Origin of the sequence: Blautia sp. RTP21359st1_E11_RTP21359_211015 (assembly GCF_040910705.1) — a bacterium.
GTDB classification, from domain to species: domain Bacteria; phylum Bacillota; class Clostridia; order Lachnospirales; family Lachnospiraceae; genus Blautia_A; species Blautia_A fusiformis.
Map to the genome: position 1 here is coordinate 1 of NZ_JBDGAB010000064.1, position 20,228 is coordinate 20,228.

At 44.7% G+C, this 20,228-nt stretch carries 19 protein-coding genes, 1 tRNA gene and 1 riboswitch; of the genes, 17 read left to right on the plus strand and 3 right to left on the minus strand.

Annotation, left to right across the window (positions count from 1 at the left end; all coding sequences use genetic code 11):
* Positions 1-226: 226 nt before the first annotated feature.
* From AB5026_RS16370 to AB5026_RS16395, 6 genes are all read left to right on the plus strand, one after another.
* Positions 227-1,345 (plus strand): Ig-like domain-containing protein, encoded by a 1,119-nt coding sequence (locus AB5026_RS16370; RefSeq protein WP_182465515.1) that lies wholly within the window; start codon positions 227-229, stop codon positions 1,343-1,345.
* A 91-nt stretch (positions 1,346-1,436) separates the two neighbouring features.
* A riboswitch (TPP riboswitch) is annotated at positions 1,437-1,544 on the plus strand.
* A gap of 249 nt (positions 1,545-1,793) precedes the next feature.
* Positions 1,794-1,997 (plus strand): sulfur carrier protein ThiS, encoded by a 204-nt coding sequence (thiS, locus tag AB5026_RS16375; RefSeq protein ID WP_015526603.1) that lies wholly within the window; start codon positions 1,794-1,796, stop codon positions 1,995-1,997.
* 163 nt (positions 1,998-2,160) lie between these two features.
* Positions 2,161-2,946, plus strand: coding sequence for a thiazole synthase (locus AB5026_RS16380; RefSeq protein WP_021650468.1), 786 nt, complete (start codon positions 2,161-2,163; stop codon positions 2,944-2,946).
* Between the two features lie 193 nt (positions 2,947-3,139).
* Positions 3,140-4,381: a 2-iminoacetate synthase ThiH gene (thiH, locus tag AB5026_RS16385; RefSeq protein WP_021650467.1), complete on the plus strand. Its 1,242-nt coding sequence runs from the start codon at positions 3,140-3,142 to the stop codon at positions 4,379-4,381.
* A gap of 293 nt (positions 4,382-4,674) precedes the next feature.
* Entirely contained in the window at positions 4,675-5,499 is an 825-nt protein-coding gene (locus AB5026_RS16390; RefSeq protein ID WP_110104204.1) for a hypothetical protein, read from the plus strand.
* Positions 5,500-5,754: 255 nt separating this feature from the next.
* Positions 5,755-6,771, plus strand: a complete 1,017-nt coding sequence (locus AB5026_RS16395) for a sulfate ABC transporter substrate-binding protein (protein WP_118753314.1) — start codon at positions 5,755-5,757, stop codon at positions 6,769-6,771.
* A 104-nt stretch (positions 6,772-6,875) separates the two neighbouring features.
* On the opposite strand, the gene AB5026_RS16400 is transcribed toward AB5026_RS16395, so the two are convergent.
* The 3 genes from AB5026_RS16400 to AB5026_RS16410 form a co-directional block, all read right to left on the minus strand.
* Positions 6,876-8,186 carry a hypothetical protein gene (locus AB5026_RS16400; protein WP_118753315.1) on the minus strand — a complete coding sequence of 437 codons (1,311 nt, stop codon included), beginning with the start codon at positions 8,184-8,186 and terminating at the stop codon, positions 6,876-6,878.
* Between the two features lie 199 nt (positions 8,187-8,385).
* A complete protein-coding gene (locus AB5026_RS16405) occupies positions 8,386-9,099 on the minus strand; it encodes a response regulator transcription factor (protein ID WP_021650464.1) in 714 nt (237 codons plus the stop codon).
* Positions 9,100-10,290: a sensor histidine kinase KdpD gene (locus AB5026_RS16410; protein WP_286187248.1), complete on the minus strand. Its 1,191-nt coding sequence runs from the start codon at positions 10,288-10,290 to the stop codon at positions 9,100-9,102. It abuts the gene before it with no gap.
* 307 nt (positions 10,291-10,597) lie between these two features.
* On the opposite strand from AB5026_RS16410, the gene AB5026_RS16415 reads away from it, so the two are divergent.
* From AB5026_RS16415 to AB5026_RS16465, 11 genes are all read left to right on the plus strand, one after another.
* Complete coding sequence (locus tag AB5026_RS16415; protein ID WP_368213869.1) at positions 10,598-11,836, plus strand: O-acetylhomoserine aminocarboxypropyltransferase/cysteine synthase family protein; 1,239 nt, start codon at positions 10,598-10,600, stop codon at positions 11,834-11,836.
* 40 nt (positions 11,837-11,876) lie between these two features.
* Positions 11,877-12,740, plus strand: a complete 864-nt coding sequence (locus tag AB5026_RS16420) for a 4Fe-4S binding protein (RefSeq protein WP_021650461.1) — start codon at positions 11,877-11,879, stop codon at positions 12,738-12,740.
* A complete protein-coding gene (locus AB5026_RS16425) occupies positions 12,733-12,978 on the plus strand; it encodes a sulfurtransferase TusA family protein (protein WP_015526613.1) in 246 nt (81 codons plus the stop codon). The genes AB5026_RS16420 and AB5026_RS16425 overlap by 8 nt, the downstream gene beginning before the upstream one ends.
* Positions 12,979-12,990: 12 nt before the next feature.
* Complete coding sequence (gene thiS, locus AB5026_RS16430) at positions 12,991-13,200, plus strand: sulfur carrier protein ThiS (RefSeq protein ID WP_368213864.1); 210 nt, start codon at positions 12,991-12,993, stop codon at positions 13,198-13,200.
* Entirely contained in the window at positions 13,200-14,006 is an 807-nt protein-coding gene (gene thiF, locus AB5026_RS16435) for a thiazole biosynthesis adenylyltransferase ThiF (protein ID WP_015526615.1), read from the plus strand. Before thiS (AB5026_RS16430) ends, thiF begins: the two co-directional genes overlap by 1 nt.
* Positions 14,007-14,043: 37 nt before the next feature.
* Positions 14,044-14,460 carry a M67 family metallopeptidase gene (locus AB5026_RS16440; protein WP_059086473.1) on the plus strand — a complete coding sequence of 139 codons (417 nt, stop codon included), beginning with the start codon at positions 14,044-14,046 and terminating at the stop codon, positions 14,458-14,460.
* Positions 14,460-16,172, plus strand: a complete 1,713-nt coding sequence (locus AB5026_RS16445; protein WP_368213866.1) for an adenylyl-sulfate reductase subunit alpha — start codon at positions 14,460-14,462, stop codon at positions 16,170-16,172. Before AB5026_RS16440 ends, AB5026_RS16445 begins: the two co-directional genes overlap by 1 nt.
* Positions 16,156-16,467, plus strand: coding sequence for a ferredoxin family protein (locus AB5026_RS16450; protein WP_015526617.1), 312 nt, complete (start codon positions 16,156-16,158; stop codon positions 16,465-16,467). Before AB5026_RS16445 ends, AB5026_RS16450 begins: the two co-directional genes overlap by 17 nt.
* Before the next feature lie 56 nt (positions 16,468-16,523).
* Complete coding sequence (cysD, locus tag AB5026_RS16455) at positions 16,524-17,426, plus strand: sulfate adenylyltransferase subunit CysD (RefSeq protein ID WP_015526618.1); 903 nt, start codon at positions 16,524-16,526, stop codon at positions 17,424-17,426.
* A gap of 1 nt (position 17,427) precedes the next feature.
* On the plus strand, positions 17,428-19,113 hold the full coding sequence (locus AB5026_RS16460; RefSeq protein WP_368213867.1) for a sulfate adenylyltransferase subunit 1: 1,686 nt from the start codon (positions 17,428-17,430) through the stop codon (positions 19,111-19,113).
* Positions 19,114-19,910: 797 nt separating this feature from the next.
* Positions 19,911-19,998 (plus strand) — tRNA-Ser (locus AB5026_RS16465).
* The last annotated feature ends 230 nt before the right edge of the window (positions 19,999-20,228 follow it).

Consider the following 20,228-nt stretch of genomic DNA (forward strand, 5'->3'; position numbering starts at 1 on the left):
TGTGTAAGACATTGCAGTACCGTAAGGTGTTTGCCAATGCAGTAGTGGGAGAAGCAAGAATCCCCCTGCTTTAGCTGAGGGGAGTGTCAAGCCATTGTAGAAACTGCCGAATTTCACCGAAAGCCCCGATTCGGTGAAAAATATCATAGCAGGAATATTTTTTGTAATGTATACTATATTTGTTAGGGAATCTAGATATACCACAAAGCAGAAAGGAAAAAAGCGTATGAGAAGAAATTGGAAAAAAGCTTTATGTGGCATTTTGACAGGTTTTATGATTGCAACGGCGGCACCAGCTGCGGTTCCGGAGTTGATCAGTGCGACAGAAGTACAGGCGGCGATAGACGTAGCAACGCCGACTATGTCTTCTATTAAGATCTCCGGCAGGAATAAGATTATTTTCAGCTGGAAACAGGTAAAAGGAGTTGCCGGATACCGGGTATACCGCAAGACCGGAAACAGCGGATGGAAAACAGTAAAAAACATCACAGGAAGCAAAAATGTTACGTTTACCGATACAAAAGTAAGTACCGGAGTAAGCTATACTTACACAGTGAGAGCTTACCGGAAATCCGGAAAAAATACGATCTGGAGTAGCTATAATAAAAAAGGACTGACAGCAATCGCAGGTCTGAATTATCTCACCCTGAATAAGACCAGCCTGACACTGGCACCGAAAAAAACTTATACACTGAAGATCAAAGGCACCAGTCTGAAACCGTCATGGAAGAGCAGCAACACAAATGTTGTCAAGATAACTTCTGCCGGAAAGATCACCGCGGTAAAAACAGGAACAGCGGTTATCACAGCGACTCTTGGCGGCAGAAAATTCACCTGCAAGGTTACTGTAAAGAATCCGACCTCGGCTAATACCAGATTGACGCAGAATTATAGCAAACTGAAAAAATACATCAGTCAGAAAGGTAAATATACTGAAGACGGAAATCAGTTTATAAATGTCAAAGTAGATAAAGAAAGTACTCTGATGATCGGTTATCTGAAGAAAGAAGATAAGATAGATATTGGGATGTTGCTCTCTATGCCTTCAGATGGAATCCTTGCCGGACTGGATATTATCGGAAACTGTGTGAAATCTGATACGGTCAGTGTGAAGTCCGCCCTGTCTACAAATGAAGTCTTTCTGCTGGTGACTTCTTCTACAAAAGCATCTGCTTATAAGGGTCAGAATCTGACTTTCTTGTATACAAACGGAAAAAAAGCGATGACAGATCTGCAGGATTCTTCCAATATTATGATGAAAGCGACAATGAAAGTAGCAAATGATTATCTGAAAAAGAATTTAAATCTGACAATGAAAGATCTGGGATTCACTGCTTATAAATAAAAGTTACTGTTCACTCTGCAAATAAAACCGGCAAATAAAACCAAAATTTATTGTTCTTGACATGAAGCAGAATCGGAATTATACTAAACCATGTAAATAACAGGGGAGCTTGTGATGGCAGGCTGAGAGGAAGTCTTCAACTTCGACCCTTATACCTGATTTGGATAATGCCAACGTAGGAACGTATAAGATGAATTTACGGGAGATACTTTGGTGTATCTCCTTTTTTATTGGATGCGGATGTTTTTATCCGATTGAATACGTAAGATCAGGATTTACAGGGAAGGGATCAAGAGCGAACGCTTTTAACCCCGGTATCGACAATTGAATATTGGGAAATTTGAGAGTGAACTGAGTTCATGAAGGGGTGCACCACCGCGGGTGTATTTCTTTGTGAACTCTTTTTTTATTGACGAATAGCTTTTGAAGTTTCCGGAAAGGAGAGATCATGATCACAGTAAATGGTGAAAGCAGAACATTGGAAAAGCCGGTGACAGTAACAGAATATCTAGAAGCATGTAACTATGTTCCGGTGCAGGTTGTAGTAGAGCTGAATGAAGAAATCATTAAGAGAGATACTTACGATACAACAGTACTGAAAGATGGCGATGTTGTGGAGATTCTGCAGTTTATGGGCGGCGGAAGCTGCTGATGTCGCTATAGAGATAAAATTAGGTAGATATACCACGGCAGTAACTGACAGATAAGTTACTGAAAAAATGCAGATGAAGAATGATCTGGCAGAAGAAGGCGCTGGTTATAAATCGGTGGAAATATTTTCTGCAAACAGACATAAAGAAAGGTGGACATAAAAAATGACAACAGCAAACACAAATGAAGACAAACTGATCCTGGGAGGCCATGAGTTTACTTCCCGTTTTATCCTTGGTTCCGGAAAATTTTCCCTGGAGCTTGTAAAAGCATGTATTGAAAAAGCAGGAACTCAGATCGTAACACTTGCCCTGCGCCGTGCAAATGAGGGTGGACTTGCGAACATTCTGGACTATATTCCGAAGAATGTTACGCTTCTTCCGAATACGTCCGGCGCCAGAAATGCAGAAGAGGCAGTTCGTATCGCAAGACTTTCCCGCGAGCTTGGATGCGGAGATTTTGTAAAGATCGAAGTTATCCATGACTCCAAATATCTTCTTCCGGATAATTACGAGACCATCAAGGCAACAGAGATCCTTGCAAAAGAGGGCTTTGTAGTTATGCCATACATGTATCCGGATCTGAATGCAGCCAGAGATCTGGTGAATGCAGGAGCTGCCTGTGTAATGCCACTTGGCTCTCCAATCGGTTCCAACAAAGGAATCTGTACAAAAGAATTCATCCAGATCCTTATCGACGAGATCGACCTTCCGATCATCGTGGACGCAGGAATCGGCCGCCCGTCACAGGCATGTGAGGCTATGGAAATGGGTGCTGCAGCAGTTATGGCAAATACAGCCATTGCAACTGCAGGAGACGTCCGTGTTATGGCGGAAGCCTTTAAGAAAGCTATTGAGGCAGGAAGAAGTGCATATCTTTCCGGTATGGGAAGAACTCTGGAGAGAGGTGCAAGTGCATCCTCACCGCTGACCGGATTTTTGCATGAGTAAAATAATGACAGTATATTGAAAGACTCGGAAATATACGGTTATTAAGGGGAAATCTGTGTAGCGAAAGCGGATTGCGAATATTCACTTGATGCAGATCAACCAGAGCAGAAAAGAAAACGAATGGCTAAAAACAGATACTGAAATATTACAAATTTGAAAATAATAAAAGTACGAGAGGAGCGACACAACAACAATGGCAGAAACAGTACAGGCCAGTCAGCAGGACGGCCATTTTAATGAAAGTATTGTAAATGAAGAAATTCTGGAAGATATGAAAAAGAACCGTATCGATCACATGAAGTACCTTCCGGATATGGAACAGCTGGAAGAATCTGATGTAATGGATCAGGTTATTTCCGCAATGAACGCATATGATTATGATAAGTACACAGAAGCGGATGTACGGAGAGCGCTTGTTCATGACAACCGTACACCGGAGGATTTTAAAGCACTGCTTTCACCGGCAGCGCTGCCTCTTCTGGAAGAAATCGCACAGGCTGCACGGATCGAAACAAGGAAACATTTTGGAAACAGTATCTGCATGTTTACACCGATCTACATTGCAAACTACTGTGAGAACTACTGTATTTACTGTGGATTTAATTGCCACAACAAGATCCGCCGCGCACAGCTGAATGCAGATGAGATCGAGAAAGAGATGGCAGCCATTGCAGAAACCGGACTCCAGGAGATCTTGATTCTTACCGGAGAGAGCAAAACGAAATCTAATGTGGAATATATCGGAAAGGCTTGTGAGATCGCCCGGAAATATTTCAAGGTAGTCGGTCTTGAGGTGTATCCGATGAATTCTGATGAGTACGCATATCTTCACAAATGCGGCGCAGATTATGTGACAGTTTTCCAGGAGACTTATAATTCTGATAAATACGAAACTCTGCATCTGGCAGGCCACAAGAGGATTTTTCCATACAGGTTAAATACACAGGAGCGTGCGTTAAAAGGCGGCATGCGAGGTGTTGGTTTTGCGGCACTTCTGGGACTGGATGATTTCCGCAAGGATGCTTTTGCAACGGGATATCATGCATATCTTCTGCAGAGAAAATATCCACACGCAGAGATCGCTTTTTCCTGCCCGAGACTTCGTCCGATCATCAACAACGACAGGATCAACCCGAAGGATGTACACGAACCGCAGCTTTTGCAGGTAGTTTGTGCATATCGTCTGTTTATGCCGTTTGCAAGTATTACTGTATCCACCAGAGAGTGTGAGCGTGTCCGTGACAATCTGGTGAATATCGCAGCAACCAAGATCTCTGCAGGTGTCAGCACCGGAATCGGAAGCCATGTGGATGATATTGAGGATAAAGGTGATGATCAGTTTGAGATTTCCGACGGAAGGTCTGTGGACGAAGTCTTCAACGCCCTGAAAGACCACGGACTGCAGCCAGTCATGAACGACTATATTTATCTGTGAAAACACGACAGAAGAGGATAACTTCTGTGGAATATGTGGAAAACCACCCACCCCGGAGAATGTTTCTCCGGGGTGGGTGTGGATAACCATAAAATAAAAACGGATAGAAAATAAAGGAAGAATTTGTCGGAAGAGTAATGATGATTTTTTAGTCCGGGTCTGATAAAATAAATATAACAAGGAGGACGATTAAGAATAATAAAATTCACATAAGATAAAGAGTCAGAGTAAAATTACAAAAGCATTTTCAAGGCACAGCCGATAACGATACTGAACTAAAAAAGAGGTGCCACATGGCAAATACAAAACATGAAGATGCTATTATGAAAATGGGATTTGATTATTTCCGTGATACGATCCTGAAAAGTCTTGGAATTGACTATGAATTTGTGAATCTTGGTCCTACAGAGCTGATAGAACTTACTATTCATTCTTTATATATGGATTTTACATTTCTGACTAAAGAAGGATTTTATATTCATATAGAATTCCAGACAACCGACAAGGGAGAAAATGATTTGCGCAGATTTCTTGCCTATGATGCGGTATATTCACATAAAACAGGAAAAAATGTTATAACCTATGTGATTTATTCAGGTGGAATCAAATCGGTTAAGACAGAATTGAATATGGGACTGTTTACATATCGGATACAACCGATATATCTCAAGGATAGAAATGCAGATGAGGTTTTTGAAAAAATACGACAAAAACAAGAAGACGGAACAGAGCTTACGGAAGAAGATTATGCAAGCCTATCGTTGACACCATTAATGTCTGGGAATATGAAGATTAAGGAAAAAATCAAAGAAGCAGTTATACTATCCAAAAAGAAACGTGGCCTAACAGCAGAAAAAACAATGGCAATGTTATATACTCTGGCAGATAAGTTTTTGGATAGTAAAGATCTGGATGAGATTAAGGAGGTTATATCTATGACAAGACTTGGACAGATGTTGTTGGATGAGGGAATGGAAAAAGGAATGAAAAAAGGAATGGAGCAGGGACTGCTTTTGTCAAAAAAACTTCTGGAAGAGAACCGTACAGAAGACCTTGATAAGGCTATGAAAGATGAAAATTATATGAAAAAGCTGCTGGAAGAATTGAATATCAAATAAAAAATCACCAGAAATACTGTAAATACAAGGCTGATTACGTTTTCTGTAAATATTCTGAAATGGAAATTTTTATACGGAATCATATGTTTATTTACCGATTTCCGGGATTTTTCTGCTGTTTTTTAAGGTAGGAATACCAGGAATTTTGGATAGCATGAAAACGGTTTCCGATTCTATAGTTTTCATAAAGACTTACTCGTGTTTATAATAAGCCAACAACAAAAATAAAGGCAGAAAAACAGGAGGAAAAGTATTATGAAAAGAAAATGGAAATCAGCAACAGCAGCCCTTTTGGCAGCAGTAACCATCGGAAGTCTTACAGGAGCAACCGCTTATGCGGCGGACAGTGTCAGCATTACAAACGTATCCTATGACCCCACCAGAGAGCTCTATGAACAGTATAATAAGATCTTTCAGAAGCATTGGAAAGAAAAGACAGGGCAGGATGTGGACATCACACAATCCCACGGAGGCTCAGGAAAACAGGCACTTGAGGTTGCCAACGGACTGGAAGCAGATGTGGTAACACTGGCACTGGAGTATGATGTGGATGCGATCCAGGATGCAGGACTCATCGATGACGGATGGGTGGACGAATTTCCGGAGGACAGCGCTCCCTATACTTCGACGATTGTATTTCTTGTGAGAAAAGGAAATCCGAAGAACATCAAAGACTGGGACGATCTGGTAAAGAAAGACGTAGGTGTGATCACACCAAACCCGAAAACCTCCGGCGGAGCAAGATGGAACTATCTGGCAGCCTGGGCCTATGCAAAAGATAAATATAACGGAGACGAGGACAAAATTAAAGAATTCATCGGAGATCTTTACAAAAACGTACTTGTCCTGGACACCGGAGCCAGAGGCGCAACGACCTCTTTCGTGGAAAACGGACAGGGTGATGTACTGATCGCCTGGGAAAATGAAGCCTATCTTTCCGTAAAGGATTATCCGGACGATTACGAGATTGTAACACCAAGTATCAGCATCCTTGCACAGCCATCTGTAGCAGTAGTCGATAAAGTCGTAGACAAAAGAGGCACCAGAGATGTGGCAGAGGAATATCTGAATTATCTCTATTCCGATGAAGCACAGCGGATCGCCGGTGATAATTATTACCGTCCGTCAAACCAGGATATTCTGAAGGAATACTCCGATGTGTTTGACCTGGACATCAATCTTGTCACCATTGATGATTTTGGTGGATGGAAAAAGGCACAGGAAACACATTTCTCAGATGGAGGGATTTTTGATCAGATTTACGAAGGATAGACAGCAGAAGATATAGTCGGACACAATAACGCAAAGAAGCTGCAGAACAGTGAAAAAACAGAGTCTGCAGCTTCTTTTATGTAAATATTGTGAATCACAAGGGATCAGGCATGGCTTCCTTCGGTCAGGGAACAGCCGTCCATTATACGGATCCCGTTTATGACATCCAGATAAGTGTCATACATTTCCTTCCATTCATCAGAGACGTCCTTGGAGTACTGGCTGATGGTGGACAGAAGATCGTATTTTTTGCCGTCGACGGTTTCGATACGGCCGAGATAGCCCTGCCATACACTGTCCAGAGGCTGGTCTTCGCCATCGTAATATCTGGCTTCCAGAGTCAGTACAGGAACATCCTCATTGTAATAAGTCAGTTTATATCCACCATTTTCGGTTTCGGTTGTTTCATAATGGCAGAGATATTTCCAACGCTCCGGAGTGAGGACCTGGAAGTAATCCGTCATGGCCATATCCACACGCTCTGCGTAAACGAAATCTATGGATTTGATCAGCTCTGTGGCTTCCTTTTCGGCGGCCTTATCATAGGTGTCTGACGGAGTCAGGACAAAAAGTCCGAATGTATAATCGTCAGTCTGGCATACAAGAGCATCTACATTTTTTTCTTCTTCGTTGACTTCGGTTAAGTATTGATATTTCGTGGCAGGATAAGATTCAAAGGTAAGATCTTTTTTGGTGATGATCTCACCCTTTACCGGATAGTATTCTGCCAGAAAACCCTTCAGGGAAGAATCCGCCAGAGAGGAATTCGGTACTTTTAAAACAAAGGCAGTGCTTTTTCCGCCATTTACGGAACGCTGCTCGAAATAACCTTCTTTTTCGGGCATGGATTCTCTGATCGTATCATCGGCAGGGAATCCAACCCGCATATGAAGCTCGCCGCGCTTTTCCGATTCGGAGGAATCTTCCGTGTTTGTATCGGAAGAGGAATTTGGGTATGAAGAATCGGAATCCTGCGAGGAGGAGTTTCCACTGGTATCGGAGGATTCTTCTGAAGAATCTCCGGAGGAGGAATCAGTTTCAGAATCGGAATATTCCTGAAGATTACCGTAGTCATCAATATAATATTTATCTCTGGAGCCAATATATGTGGTTCCGGTGGCATCTTCCAGCCACACACTGCCGTCCTCATAATAATAATGAGGCTCAAAATAACCGTCCTGTTCGGTCCAGCCGGCATCGTTGCCTTCCATCAGTTCACCGGAATCCGGGTCAGGGGCATAATTACCTTCCCCGATATATTCATCCTCGGAACCATTGCGGTACCAGTAATCTCCGTTTTCATCCTGCCAGATGTACTGACCGTCATCGGTTGGAGGGTCAGAAGCGAGGACCGGGACTGCAGATATGGAAAGAGCGATCGCGCCTGTTAAAAGAACTAAGATTTTTTTATGCATAGGCACCTCCTGATAAATTGCGCAGCAGTTAGCTGCTTACTATTCTTTGATCATAAATTTTTACAAATAAAAAAGATCTGTCTGTTAAGTACATTGTAACAGACAGATCCCGATATCCGGAAATGTGAAGAAAAAGAGACATTTACGGAAAGCTGCGTACAGGTCTGGAAATATGTTATCCGATCGTGAAAAGGCCGGCTTACCGGCAGGTAAAAAGATATCCCTTCCCATAAACCGAGACAATGTCATACTCATCGGTATCTTCGGCACCGATCTTGGTCCGGAGGTTAAAGATATGCCGCCGTACCGTGCTGGTATCTGTTCCTGCACAGCTGCCCCATACCGCTTCGTAGAGCTCTTTTGCAGAAAAAATCTTCTCCTGGTTTTCTGCAAGGAGACGCAGCAGAGAGAATTCGGTCCGGGTAAGGCCTGTGTCGGCATTATTGAGATATGCATGGCCATCCGAAAGATCTAACCGCAGGCTGCCGATGGTGATCTGACGGGAGGACTGAAATTTTTCTTTTATTTTTTCTTCCATTCGTTTCTGGCGTTCCAGAAGCATCTGGATCACGGCCAGAAATTCATCGAAATTATAAGGTTTGGTGAGATAATAGTCGCCTCCCTGCTGAAGTCCTTCTACCCGATCCCGGATATCACTTTTTCCGGTGAGAAAAAGAACCGGATTCATGGTCTTTTCGCGGAAGCGGCGGCAGATATCCAGACCGTTTCCGTCCGGAAGCATAATGTCCAGGATCAGAAGATCCGGCAGCTGTTCTTCAAGCTGATGATAGGCTTCGGCGGCTGTCTGTGCAGTGCGGACATCGTAGCCACGGCGCCGCAGCATCCGGCAGTTGGTATTCAGCACCTGTTCTTCATCCTCGACCATAAGGATAAGTGATTTCTTTTCATTCATTTATGATTCCTCCTCCGGAAGTGAGAAGAACACCTGAGTTCCCTCGCCTTCTTTACTTTTCAGCCATATTTTGCCGCCATGGGCAGTGATGATCTGATGACAGACATAGAGGCCTATGCCGTGCCGCCAGTAATCCTTATCAGCGGAAACATAACCCTTGAGTGCGTTTTTTCGCATTTCTTCTGACATGCCGGTTCCGGTGTCGGAGACGCAGATGGTCTGCCAGCCCGGTTCGCCGGTAAGAGAAATGGTGATGGTTCCGTTTTGGGTGTGACGCTCTGCATTGGAGATCAGATTGGTGACAACCTGGATCAGCCGTTCCGGATCAGCAGAGATTTCCGGGAGTCCGGATTGTGTCGTAAGGACCAGCTGATTGTTCTTTGAGCTTGGATGACTGCAGTAGTCTTTTTTTACAGAATACAAAAGACCGGACAGATCTGATGGGACAAGGGAAAGGGCAAGCCGTCCCTGTTCAATGGAAACCGTATCCATCAGATCCAGCACGATCCGGTCAATCCGCATTACCGACTGTTCAATGGTGCGGAGATTTTCCTGCATAAGAGAGAAATCCAGAGGCTCTTCCTCAAGGAGCTCGGAGGTGTCCCGCGCGTGGAGGGAAATGGAACTCAGAGGATTTTTAATCTCATGGGCAACGGTGGTCAGGAAGGTGGACTTGGCATTATCAAGGGAGCGCAGTCGCAGATTCTGTTCCTCCAGAAGGAGCTGCTGCTGGTTATATTCCTTCAGATGAAAATAGAGAACACTGCCGCAGACAATACTTACAGAGACAAACGCCAGAAGGATATCTGCCAGCCGGTCTGCTTCCGTGGCAAAAGGAGTTACAGTGTTCGGGAAATGGTATGCAACCAGACACAGTCCCATATAAAGGAGAATCTCCAGCAGGGAAACGATCAGAGCGCGTCTTTTTTCCAGCATCAGCACGGTAAAAATAATAGCAAACACAAAGAATGCCGGCATGCCGCCACGATAACCGCCGCTGGTAAAAAACATCACCGGAAAAACGATCAGAAAAATCACGACAATGGTGATCAGGTAGCAGCGCTGATATTTTCCACTGTAATAGGAATAAAGAAAAAGCCCTCCGGAGATTGCAACCAGCGCAAAATTGATCAGTACATTTCCCCAGGAACCGGTCCCGAGGCTGAGAAAGGCCATGATCAGGCTGATCACAGTACCTCCCAAGGCGAGGATGTTGAACAGCCGAACGCGGAAATCAAGGATGGGACTGAATAAAGAGTGAAAAATATTTCGGAGCTTTGGGTTTATATTGATAAGGATCACCTCCTGTTCTTAATGTGGGTTTGTTGTATGTCTGCGAGCATCTTTCTTTTGGTGCTGTGATTATCGTAACTGCTATAATTGTATCATGCTGTCGTATAGTTGTGTACACAAAAAAATACATTTAATCCCGTTTTCCTATTGACATACTATGAATAGTAGGTTAATATAAGTGTCAACAAAAGAAAGGGAAGAGGCTATGAACGAATACGGCTTTAATACAGGGCTGCTCCACGGCACCAACGAGAAATATCCACAGGGTGCAACACAGGTTCCAATCTATCAGAGCAGCGCATTCCGACATGACAGCGCGGAAGACCTGGAGAAAATTTTTGACAATAAAAAAATGGGCTTCTCCTATACAAGGATCAACAATCCTACGGTAGAGTCCTTTGAGAAGAGAGTGACCATGCTGGAGGATGGGATCGGCAGTGTGGCCTGTGCTTCCGGAATGGCAGCGCTGACCAATGCGTTTCTGAACATTCTTCAGGCGGGAAACGAGATTGTGGCAGCCTGCGGACTGTATGGCGGAACTGTGGAATTGTTCGATGATCTGAAGCCTTTCGGGATTTCTGTAAAATATGTGAAAGAGAATAAGCCGGAAGCTTTTGAGGCAGAGATCACAGAGAAGACGCGACTTGTTTTTGCGGAGACCATTGGCAACCCCAAGCTAGATGTTACCGATATCCAGGCAGTTGCGGAAGTGGCACATAAGCATGACGTACCGCTGATCGTAGACAACACGGTGGCAACCCCGTATCTGATCCAGCCACTGAAGCTTGGAGCTGACATTGTGGTTCATTCCTCTTCCAAATATATCAATGGAAGCAGCGATGCCATCAGCGGTATTCTTGTCTGTGGTAAGGGTCTGAAATGGGACCCTTACCGATATCCGGGACTTGCTCCATACCGGAAATTCGGACCATTTGCATACATCGCCAAGCTTAGAAACGGACTTTTCCGGAACACTGGCGCGTGTCTTGCTCCGCAGAATGCTTTCCTTAATAACCTGGGACTGGAAACCCTGGGACTTCGAATGCAGAGACAGTGTGACAATGCACTGGAGCTTGCGAGATTTTTACAGGGCCTGGGTGGTGACATTGAAGTAAATTATCCGGGACTGGAAGAAAGCCCTTATCACGAAATTGCGGAAAAGCAGTTCAGGAATGGCTACGGAGCTATCGTAACCGTAAGAACCGGAAGCAAGGAGAAGGCTTTTTCCATTATTAATTCATTGAAGATCCCGCTGATCATCTCCAATATCGGAGATACGAAGACCCTGGTGATCCATCCGGAATCCACCATCGCGGCACACATCTCCGACGAAGAGAAGCTGCAGTCCGGAGTATTCGAGGATCTGATCCGTATCAGTGTGGGAATTGAAGATATTGAAGATTTAAAAGAAGATTTCAAACAAGCGATAGAAAATAACCGATAAAATCTAAGAGCTGCACCAGCAGAGAAATGGAGAGTTCGTTATGGCAAAAGTAGATTACGCTACATTAAAAAAAGGTGGTTTCATGAGACAGAAGCAGAAAAATAATTTTTCTCTTCGTCTTGCCTGTGTAGGCGGTACACTTACCGCAGAAAACCTTAAGAAGATCGCAGAGGTAGCTGAGAAATACGGTGACGGATATGTACATCTTACTTCCAGACAGGGAGTTGAGATCCCGTTCATTAAATTAGATGATATTGATGATGTAAAGGATGATCTTGCAAAAGGCGGATGCAAGCCTGGTGTCTGCGGACCGAGAGTCCGTACAGTTACAGCCTGCCAGGGCAACGCTGTCTGTCCAAGCGGAAATATCAACAGCTATGACATTGCAGTGAAATTAAATGAAAGATATTTCGGAAGAGAGCTTCCTCATAAATTCAAATTCGGTGTTACCGGATGCCAGAACAACTGTCTGAAGGCAGAGGAGAATGATGTAGGGATCAAGGGAGCAGCTGAGGTCAGCTGGAAAGAGGACGCATGTATCCACTGTGGTGTCTGCGAAAAGGCCTGCAGAGAAAACGCTATCTCCTTTGAGGATGACAAGCTGGTGATCGACACAGAGAAATGCAACTACTGCGGCAGATGTGCAAAATCCTGTCCGGTGGATGCATGGGATGTAAACGAAGCATATATCGTTTCCTTTGGCGGAACGTTTGGAAATCACATCAGCAAGGGACAGGAATTCCTTCCGCTGATCACCTCTGAGGAGCAGCTTTTCAGAGTGACCGATGCAGCGATCCAGTTCTTTGATGATCATGCAAATCCGGGAGAGCGTTTTAAATTTACCATCGACCGGGTAGGCGCTGAAAAACTTCAGGAAGTTTTGAAAGGAGCATACAATGGCTGATATTAAGATTGATGATACAGTAGATATTACCGATGTGGTCTGCCCGGTAACCTTTGTAAAAGCAAAGGTAGCACTTGAGGAGCTGGATGACGGACAGATCCTGGCGATCAAAATGAACGATGGCGAGCCGGTACAGAATGTGCCGAGAAGCGTGAAGGAAGAAGGACATCAGATTCTGAAGCTCGAGGACAACGAAGACGGAACTTATACACTGATCGTAAGAAAAGTTGAAGAATAGGAGAACAGAGAAATGACAATCACAGTTGCAGGAAATAAAAAAGAGTACGAAGACGGACTGAAGCTTACAGAGCTTATTGAGAAAGAGGATATTGAAAGTCCTAAGTATGTAACCGTAACTATCAACGATGAATTCATCAGCAAGGCAGACGTTCCGGAAACAGAGGTAAAGGACGGCGACGTTGTTGAGTTCCTGTACTACATGGGAGGAGGCGCAAGATAATGGCTTTTACAAATGAGCAGCTTGAGCGGTACTCCCGCCATATCATCCTGAAAGAGGTTGGAGTAAAAGGTCAGAAAAAGCTTCTGAATGCCAAGGTTCTGATCATCGGAGCCGGCGGACTTGGAGCACCGGCAGCCCTTTACCTTGCAGCAGCAGGTGTGGGAACTATCGGGATCGCGGATGCAGATGAGGTAGATCTTTCCAATCTTCAGCGACAGGTCATCCACACAACTGCAGATGTCGGCAAACTGAAGGTAGAGTCTGCGGCTGAGACCATGAAAGCAATTAACCCGGACGTTACTGTAAATACATATCATACCTTTGTAGATTCCAGCAACATCATGGATCTGATCAAAGATTACGATTTCATTCTTGACGGAACAGACAACTTTCCTGCAAAATTCCTGATCAACGATGCCTGTGTAATGGCTGAGAAACCGTTTTCACATGCAGGGATCATCCGTTTCCAGGGACAGCTGATGACTTACGTTCCGGGACAGGGCCCATGCTACAGATGTGCGTTCCAGAGCCCGCCGCCAAAGGATGCCGTACCGACCTGTAAGCAGGCTGGCGTGATCGGAGCCATGGGCGGAGTGATCGGAAGCCTTCAGGCAATGGAAGCGATCAAGTACATCATCGGACAGGGTGATCTTCTTACAGGAAGACTTCTTACCTACGATGCGCTGAAGATGACATTCCGTACCGTGAAGCTTCCGAAGAATCATCATTGCCCGGTATGCGGCGATGATCCGACGATCACAGAACTGATCGATTATGAGCAGGCTGTATGTGAATTAAAACACTAAAAATTAAGTATAGAAACCCATTGGAGGCTGCGAAGAAATGCTGAAATTAAAAAAAGAAGATTACGAGAAAATATTAGACCACTGCAGAAAAGGACTTCCCAATGAGTCCTGCGGCCTTCTGGGCGGGACCATTGAGGACGATGTAAAAACCATCGAGAAGGTGTATCTGCTGACAAATATCGATGAAAGTAACGAACACTTTTCCATGGACCCGAAGGAACAGCTGAGCGCGATCAAGGATATCCGTCAGAACGGATATCAGATGATCGGAAACTTTCATTCTCATCCGGAGTCTCCGTCAAGGCCTTCCGAAGAAGATAAACGACTTGCATTTGACCCGAACATCGAATATCTGATCCTCTCCCTTATGGATGCAGAAAATCCGGTGTTGAAGGCCTTTGGCGTAGATAAAGAGAAAAATGTAACTGTACATGAGCTTCAGATAACAGAGTGATGAGTATGAAAAACAGATTAAACACAAAGGAAATTACAACAGATGTGCTGATCATAGGAGGAGGTACCGCAGGCTGCTATGCGGCGCTGGTTCTCTCAGAACAGAAAGCCGGCAGGGTACTGATCGCAGAAAAAGCAAATATCAGACGAAGCGGCTGTCTGGCAGCAGGTGTTAATGCAATCAATGCCTACATTGTAAAAGGCCGCAAGCCGCAGGATTATGTAGATTATGCAACAAAGGATGCCGCCGGGATCGTAAGGCAGGACCTTCTTCTTACAGCAGCGGAGAATTTCAACGAAGTTACTGCAAAGATGGAAAAGCTTGGGCTTGTGATCCTGAAGGATGAAAATGGTGATTATGTAGCCAGAGGAAACCGTAACATCAAGATCAACGGTGAAAATTTTAAACCACTTCTTGCTAATGCAGTTCATAAAGCTGAGAACGTAGACGTTCTGAATTATGTAAATATCACAGACCTTCTTGTAAAAGACGGACAGGTTTACGGAGCGGTTGGTTTCTCTATTATGGAAGAAACCGCATACATTATCCGGGCAAAGGCAGTTCTTGCTGCAACAGGCGGAGCGGCTGGACTTTATAAGCCGAACAATCCGGGATTTTCCAGACATAAGATGTGGTATCCGCCGTTTAACACAGGTGCCGGATATGCAATGGGAATCCTGGCAGGTGCGGAGATGACGTCCTTTGAGATGCGTTTTATCGCACTTCGCTGCAAGGATACCATTGCTCCTACGGGAACCATCGCACAGGGTGTCGGCGCAAAACAGATCAATGCAGCTGGCGAGATCTATGAGACAAAATACGGACTGACCACAAGCGAGAGAGTTTATGGAACAGTCCGGGAAAACCAGCTTGGCCATGGCCCGTGTTACCTGAAGACTACAGGGATCACGAAGGAACAGGATGAAGATCTTCTGAAGGCTTATCTCAACATGGCACCGAGCCAGACTCTGAAATGGATCGAAAGCGGAAAGAGCCCCAGCGAGCAGGATGTGGAGATCCAGGGAACAGAGCCGTATATCGTAGGCGGTCATACAGCCAGCGGCTACTGGGTAAATACAGGCCGTGAAACCACGGTAAAGGGGCTATATGCAGCTGGTGATGTTGCAGGCGGATGTCCGCAGAAATATGTAACAGGAGCTCTTGCAGAAGGAAAGCTTGCAGCATTGGATATGGTGAAACAGTTTAAGGCCGGAACTCTGAAGGAAGCAGATATTCAGACTGAGACAGAGATTAAGGTTCAGGAAGGGGAAATTCTTTCTCAGTACGAAAAGTTCCGAAATGAAGACGCACCGGCATTTTCCGTGGAAGAACTGGAAGAGGCTATGCAGAAAGTCATGGATGAATATGCGGGAGGAATTGCTTCTAATTATCAGTTTAATGAGAAGCAGCTTGCTCTTGCAGATGAAAAAATCCTTCAGCTTCAGGCTCTTGCCGAAAAAACAGCGGCAGCAGATATGCATGAGCTGATGTTTGTATACGAACTTCGTGAGCGTCTCATTGTGTGCCGTTCACTGATCGCTCATCTGAAAAACCGCAAAGAGACCAGATGGCATTCTTTTAACGAAAATATGGATCATCCGGAAACAGATGAGAAATTTTATAAATATGTAAATTCGAAACTGGAAAACGGTGAGATCAGGATGATTTTTCGCGACATTGTAAAGGAGGACACATATGAGCATACGAATTGATCAGAAAAAATGTGTTGGCTGCAGAAAATGCAGTGAAGTATGTCCGGGAACCCTGATCGTCATGGAAGACAAAAAAGCCGTGATGAAATATCCGAAAAACTGCTGGGGCTGCGTTTCCTGTGTAAAGGAATGTAAAGCCGGTGCCATCGACTTTTTCCTTGGTGCGGATATCGGCGGGAACGGAAGTATCATGAATGTAAAAAGCGAAGGGGATATCCTTCATTGGATCATTACAAAAACGGACGGTTCTACATCCGTGATCGATGTGGATCGACGGAATTCGAATAAATATTAGACCAGAAGATAAGTGCTGCCGGTTCTGGCGGCCGGAACAGGAGGATGAGATCAGATATGAGTGGATTATCACATTTGGATGAGCTGGAAGCAGAGGCAATTTATATCATCCGTGAAGTTGCAGCAGAGTGCGAGAAGCCGGTAATGCTTTATTCTATAGGAAAAGACAGTTCTGTAATGCTTCATCTTGCAATGAAGGCTTTTTATCCGGAGAAACCGCCATTTCCGTTTCTTCACGTAAATACAACATGGAAATTTAAAGAGATGATCGAGTTCCGTGACAAAACCGCGAAGGATCTGGGAATCGAAATGCTTGAGTACATTAATCAGGATGGTGTGAAGCAGGGTATCAATCCTTTTGACAGCGGCTCCGCATACACAGATATCATGAAAACGCAAGCACTGAAGCAGGCTCTTAAGAAATATGGTTTCACAGCTGCTTTTGGCGGCGGTCGTCGTGACGAGGAGAAAAGCCGTGCAAAAGAGCGTATCTTCTCCTTCCGTAATGCAGAGCAGGCCTGGGATCCGAAGAACCAGCGTCCGGAGATGTGGAAGCTTTATAATACGGAGATCAATAAAGGCGAAAGCATCCGTGTTTTTCCAATTTCCAACTGGACTGAGACGGATATCTGGCAGTATATTAAGAGAGAAAATATCCCGATCGTTCCTCTTTATTTTGCAAAAGAGCGTCCGGTTGTATACAGAGACGGCAACATTATCATGGTGGATGACGACAGAATGCGCCTGAACCCGGGTGAGGAGCCGCAGATGAAAAAGGTCCGTTTCCGTACTCTCGGATGCTATCCTCTGACAGGTGGTATCGAGTCTGACGCGGAGACACTGGACGAGATCATTGACGAGACCTTAAGCTCTGTGGAATCTGAGAGAACCACACGTGTTATTGATTCCGACGGCGGAGCTGCAAGTATGGAAAAAAGAAAGAGAGAGGGGTACTTCTAGGATGAGCGGATTACTGAAATTTATCACTTGCGGAAGTGTAGATGATGGAAAATCTACACTGATCGGTCATATTCTTTATGATTCCAAGCTTTTATATGCGGACCAGGAAAAAGCCCTTCTTCTGGACAGCAAGGTAGGTTCCAGAGGTGGTGCCATTGATTATTCTCTTCTTCTGGATGGCCTGATGGCAGAACGTGAGCAGGGAATCACCATTGATGTTGCGTATCGTTATTTTACAACCGATAAAAGAAGCTTTATCGTTGCGGATACTCCCGGACATGAGGAGTATACAAGGAACATGGCGGTTGGAGCTTCCTTTGCTCAGCTTTCCATTATTCTTGTGGATGCGAAGCAGGGGGTTCTGGTCCAGACAAGGCGTCATGCACGTATCTGCGCTCTGATGGGTATCCATCATTTTGTATTTGCTGTTAACAAGATGGATCTTGTTGATTACAGTGAGAGCCGTTTTAATGAGATCGTAAAGGATATCAATGAGCTTTCTGAGACTCTGGGGCTTCAGGATGTTGTGATCATTCCTGTCAGTGCTACAGAGGGTGATAACGTAACGAAGAAGTCTCCGAATATGCCCTGGTATACGGGGAAAGCTCTTCTGGAGCATCTTGAGACTGTGGATGTTTCAGAGGCTGAGAATGTCAGCGAGTTTTATCTGCCTGTTCAGCGTGTTTCTCGTCCAAATCATGAATTTCGCGGTTTCCAGGGCCAGATCGAGAGTGGCCGGGTTCATGTAGGTGATATCATCACAACGCTTCCAAGCAACGAGACAGTGGCTGTTAAGACGATCCTGGTGGGCAGTGACGATCGTGAAGAGGCTGTTGCAGGCCAGGCTGTTACGATACAGCTGGATAAAGAGGTGGATGTAAGCCGTGGATGTGTTCTTACCAATAATAATGAGATCCCTGTTGCAAAGGGCTTTGAGGCTACGCTTCTATGGATGGATGATTCCAGGCTTGAAGTGGGCAAGGAGTATCTTGTGAAGGTTGGTACGAAGAAGATTGCTGGTGTGGTTAAAAGTATCGAGTTTAAGACGGATGTGAATACCGGGGAGCATTTGCCTGCTGATACGATTGTGAAGAATGAGATTGCTTTGTGCAAGATTGGACTTTCTGATAAGGTTGTGCTGGATGAGTTTAAGAAGAATAAGACTCTTGGTGAGCTGATCTTGATCGATCGTGTGAGTCATATGACTTCTGCTTGTGGTGTTGTGGAGTCTGTGGATACTGAGGGTGAGAAGCCTTATTTCCAGAAGGATGATGTGAAGGTTGGCGGTTATGTTTTTGAGGAGTTTTATTTTAACCTTGAGAATGCGCTGCTTTCCAAGGCGGATAAAGAGGTTAAGACTTATCATGTAGGGGATGTGGTGCCTGTTGAGGGTGACAGCTTTGAGTATCCGGGCTATTTTGATATTGTTTCTCTGGAGGATAGCGCGGCTGTTATGATCCGTGATAAGAGGGTGCAGGATATTATTCCGCTGGATGAGTATGTGTTTATGGGGCTTCCTGTTGTGGATGAGAGAGGTTTTGCCCTGGAGATCCGCAGTAATGATGATTATCAGATGTTTTTGAGGGAGTTTGAGGCTGCTGATAATAAGTCGGAGTTTCATAATAAGTGGTTTAAGTTTGAGACTTACAGGAGGATTGTCTGCACGGATAATTTCTGGATGATCTGATGTTGGGTTACTTATAGTTTCTATAGTTATGTGTGTAAGAGGCTGCATGTGCGGCCTCTTTTCTTTGGGTGTTGCGGGATTTCGTGGTTTGACGGACGCCGAGGAGCTGGCATATGGGCGGGACAGGCTTCGTCGGTGGAAACTACTAAGACTCTGAAAGGTGGCTAAAAGCGTTTTCCAAAAGTCCGAACTCGCTGCGCTCAGACAGCGAACTTTTGAAAAACAACGCCACCTTCCAGAGCCTAAGTAGTTGTCACACCTCCTGCAGAGCGCCCCGCCCATATGCCAGCTCCTCGGCTGTGCACACAGGCCGGTTGCTGAAAGTGAACAGTTCGAGATAGTATTCAATGATGCATGGCAGTAGAGTGTCATACAGAAATTGTTCAGGAGGAATGTTGTATCTAAGAATCAGCTCGGCACAACGTTCCGGAATAATATCGGCTCAGACAGTAATCAGCTTGGCATAAGATTCCATAATAAAAGTCAGTCGCATTATATATCGAAGATGTAGCGCTTGTTCCGTGCCCAAGAGGGTGGGGGGCAGGGAAGCCCTCGGACTTCGGAACTCTGAGATGGACTTCCCCTGCGCTGTCCACACGGACAGCGTGTCGTGCGTAGCCACCTGTCTAAGGGGATAATATGATTGGTCAATCGCGCTAAGATAAAATTAATGTAAAAAAATGAAAAAAAGGTGTTGACAAAACTTATATCTTTCGGATATAATTAACCATGCGTTTCGGATGAAAACACAGAAGAAATGCACTCCAATTTAATAAGAAATTATAAGTTCGGAGTCTGGAGAAGTACTCAAGAGGCCGAAGAGGTGCCCCTGCTAAGGGTATAGGTCGCTAACGCGGCGCGAGGGTTCAAATCCCTCCTTCTCCGTTGTTTTTTTGAAAAAAATAAATTTTTCAAAAAAATGAAAAAACTTGTTGACAAACGCTTGCGGATGTGATAAAGTAAACAAGCTGTCAGCGAGACAGAGATTCATCAAAAAAAGTTTGAAAAAAGTTGAAAAAAGTACTTGACAAACGATTTGAGATGAGATAAAATAAACGAGCTGTCTGAGAGACAGACACAACAAACCTTGATAACTAAACAGTGAAACACATACG

Excerpts from the sequence above, each read along its gene's own strand:
- AB5026_RS16370 (WP_182465515.1), top strand. The coding sequence starts at position 227 with ATGAGAAGAAATTGGAAAAAAGCTTTATGTGGCATTTTGACAGGTTTT.
- thiS (WP_015526603.1), top strand. The coding sequence starts at position 1,794 with ATGATCACAGTAAATGGTGAAAGCAGAACATTGGAAAAGCCGGTGACA.
- AB5026_RS16380 (WP_021650468.1), top strand. The coding sequence starts at position 2,161 with ATGACAACAGCAAACACAAATGAAGACAAACTGATCCTGGGAGGCCAT.
- thiH (WP_021650467.1), top strand. The coding sequence starts at position 3,140 with ATGGCAGAAACAGTACAGGCCAGTCAGCAGGACGGCCATTTTAATGAA.
- AB5026_RS16390 (WP_110104204.1), top strand. The coding sequence starts at position 4,675 with ATGGCAAATACAAAACATGAAGATGCTATTATGAAAATGGGATTTGAT.
- AB5026_RS16395 (WP_118753314.1), top strand. The coding sequence starts at position 5,755 with ATGAAAAGAAAATGGAAATCAGCAACAGCAGCCCTTTTGGCAGCAGTA.
- AB5026_RS16400 (WP_118753315.1), bottom strand. The coding sequence starts at position 8,186 with ATGCATAAAAAAATCTTAGTTCTTTTAACAGGCGCGATCGCTCTTTCC.
- AB5026_RS16405 (WP_021650464.1), bottom strand. The coding sequence starts at position 9,099 with ATGAATGAAAAGAAATCACTTATCCTTATGGTCGAGGATGAAGAACAG.
- AB5026_RS16415 (WP_368213869.1), top strand. The coding sequence starts at position 10,598 with ATGAACGAATACGGCTTTAATACAGGGCTGCTCCACGGCACCAACGAG.
- AB5026_RS16420 (WP_021650461.1), top strand. The coding sequence starts at position 11,877 with ATGGCAAAAGTAGATTACGCTACATTAAAAAAAGGTGGTTTCATGAGA.
- AB5026_RS16425 (WP_015526613.1), top strand. The coding sequence starts at position 12,733 with ATGGCTGATATTAAGATTGATGATACAGTAGATATTACCGATGTGGTC.
- thiS (WP_368213864.1), top strand. The coding sequence starts at position 12,991 with ATGACAATCACAGTTGCAGGAAATAAAAAAGAGTACGAAGACGGACTG.
- thiF (WP_015526615.1), top strand. The coding sequence starts at position 13,200 with ATGGCTTTTACAAATGAGCAGCTTGAGCGGTACTCCCGCCATATCATC.
- AB5026_RS16440 (WP_059086473.1), top strand. The coding sequence starts at position 14,044 with ATGCTGAAATTAAAAAAAGAAGATTACGAGAAAATATTAGACCACTGC.
- AB5026_RS16445 (WP_368213866.1), top strand. The coding sequence starts at position 14,460 with ATGAGTATGAAAAACAGATTAAACACAAAGGAAATTACAACAGATGTG.
- AB5026_RS16450 (WP_015526617.1), top strand. The coding sequence starts at position 16,156 with ATGAGCATACGAATTGATCAGAAAAAATGTGTTGGCTGCAGAAAATGC.
- cysD (WP_015526618.1), top strand. The coding sequence starts at position 16,524 with ATGAGTGGATTATCACATTTGGATGAGCTGGAAGCAGAGGCAATTTAT.
- AB5026_RS16460 (WP_368213867.1), top strand. The coding sequence starts at position 17,428 with ATGAGCGGATTACTGAAATTTATCACTTGCGGAAGTGTAGATGATGGA.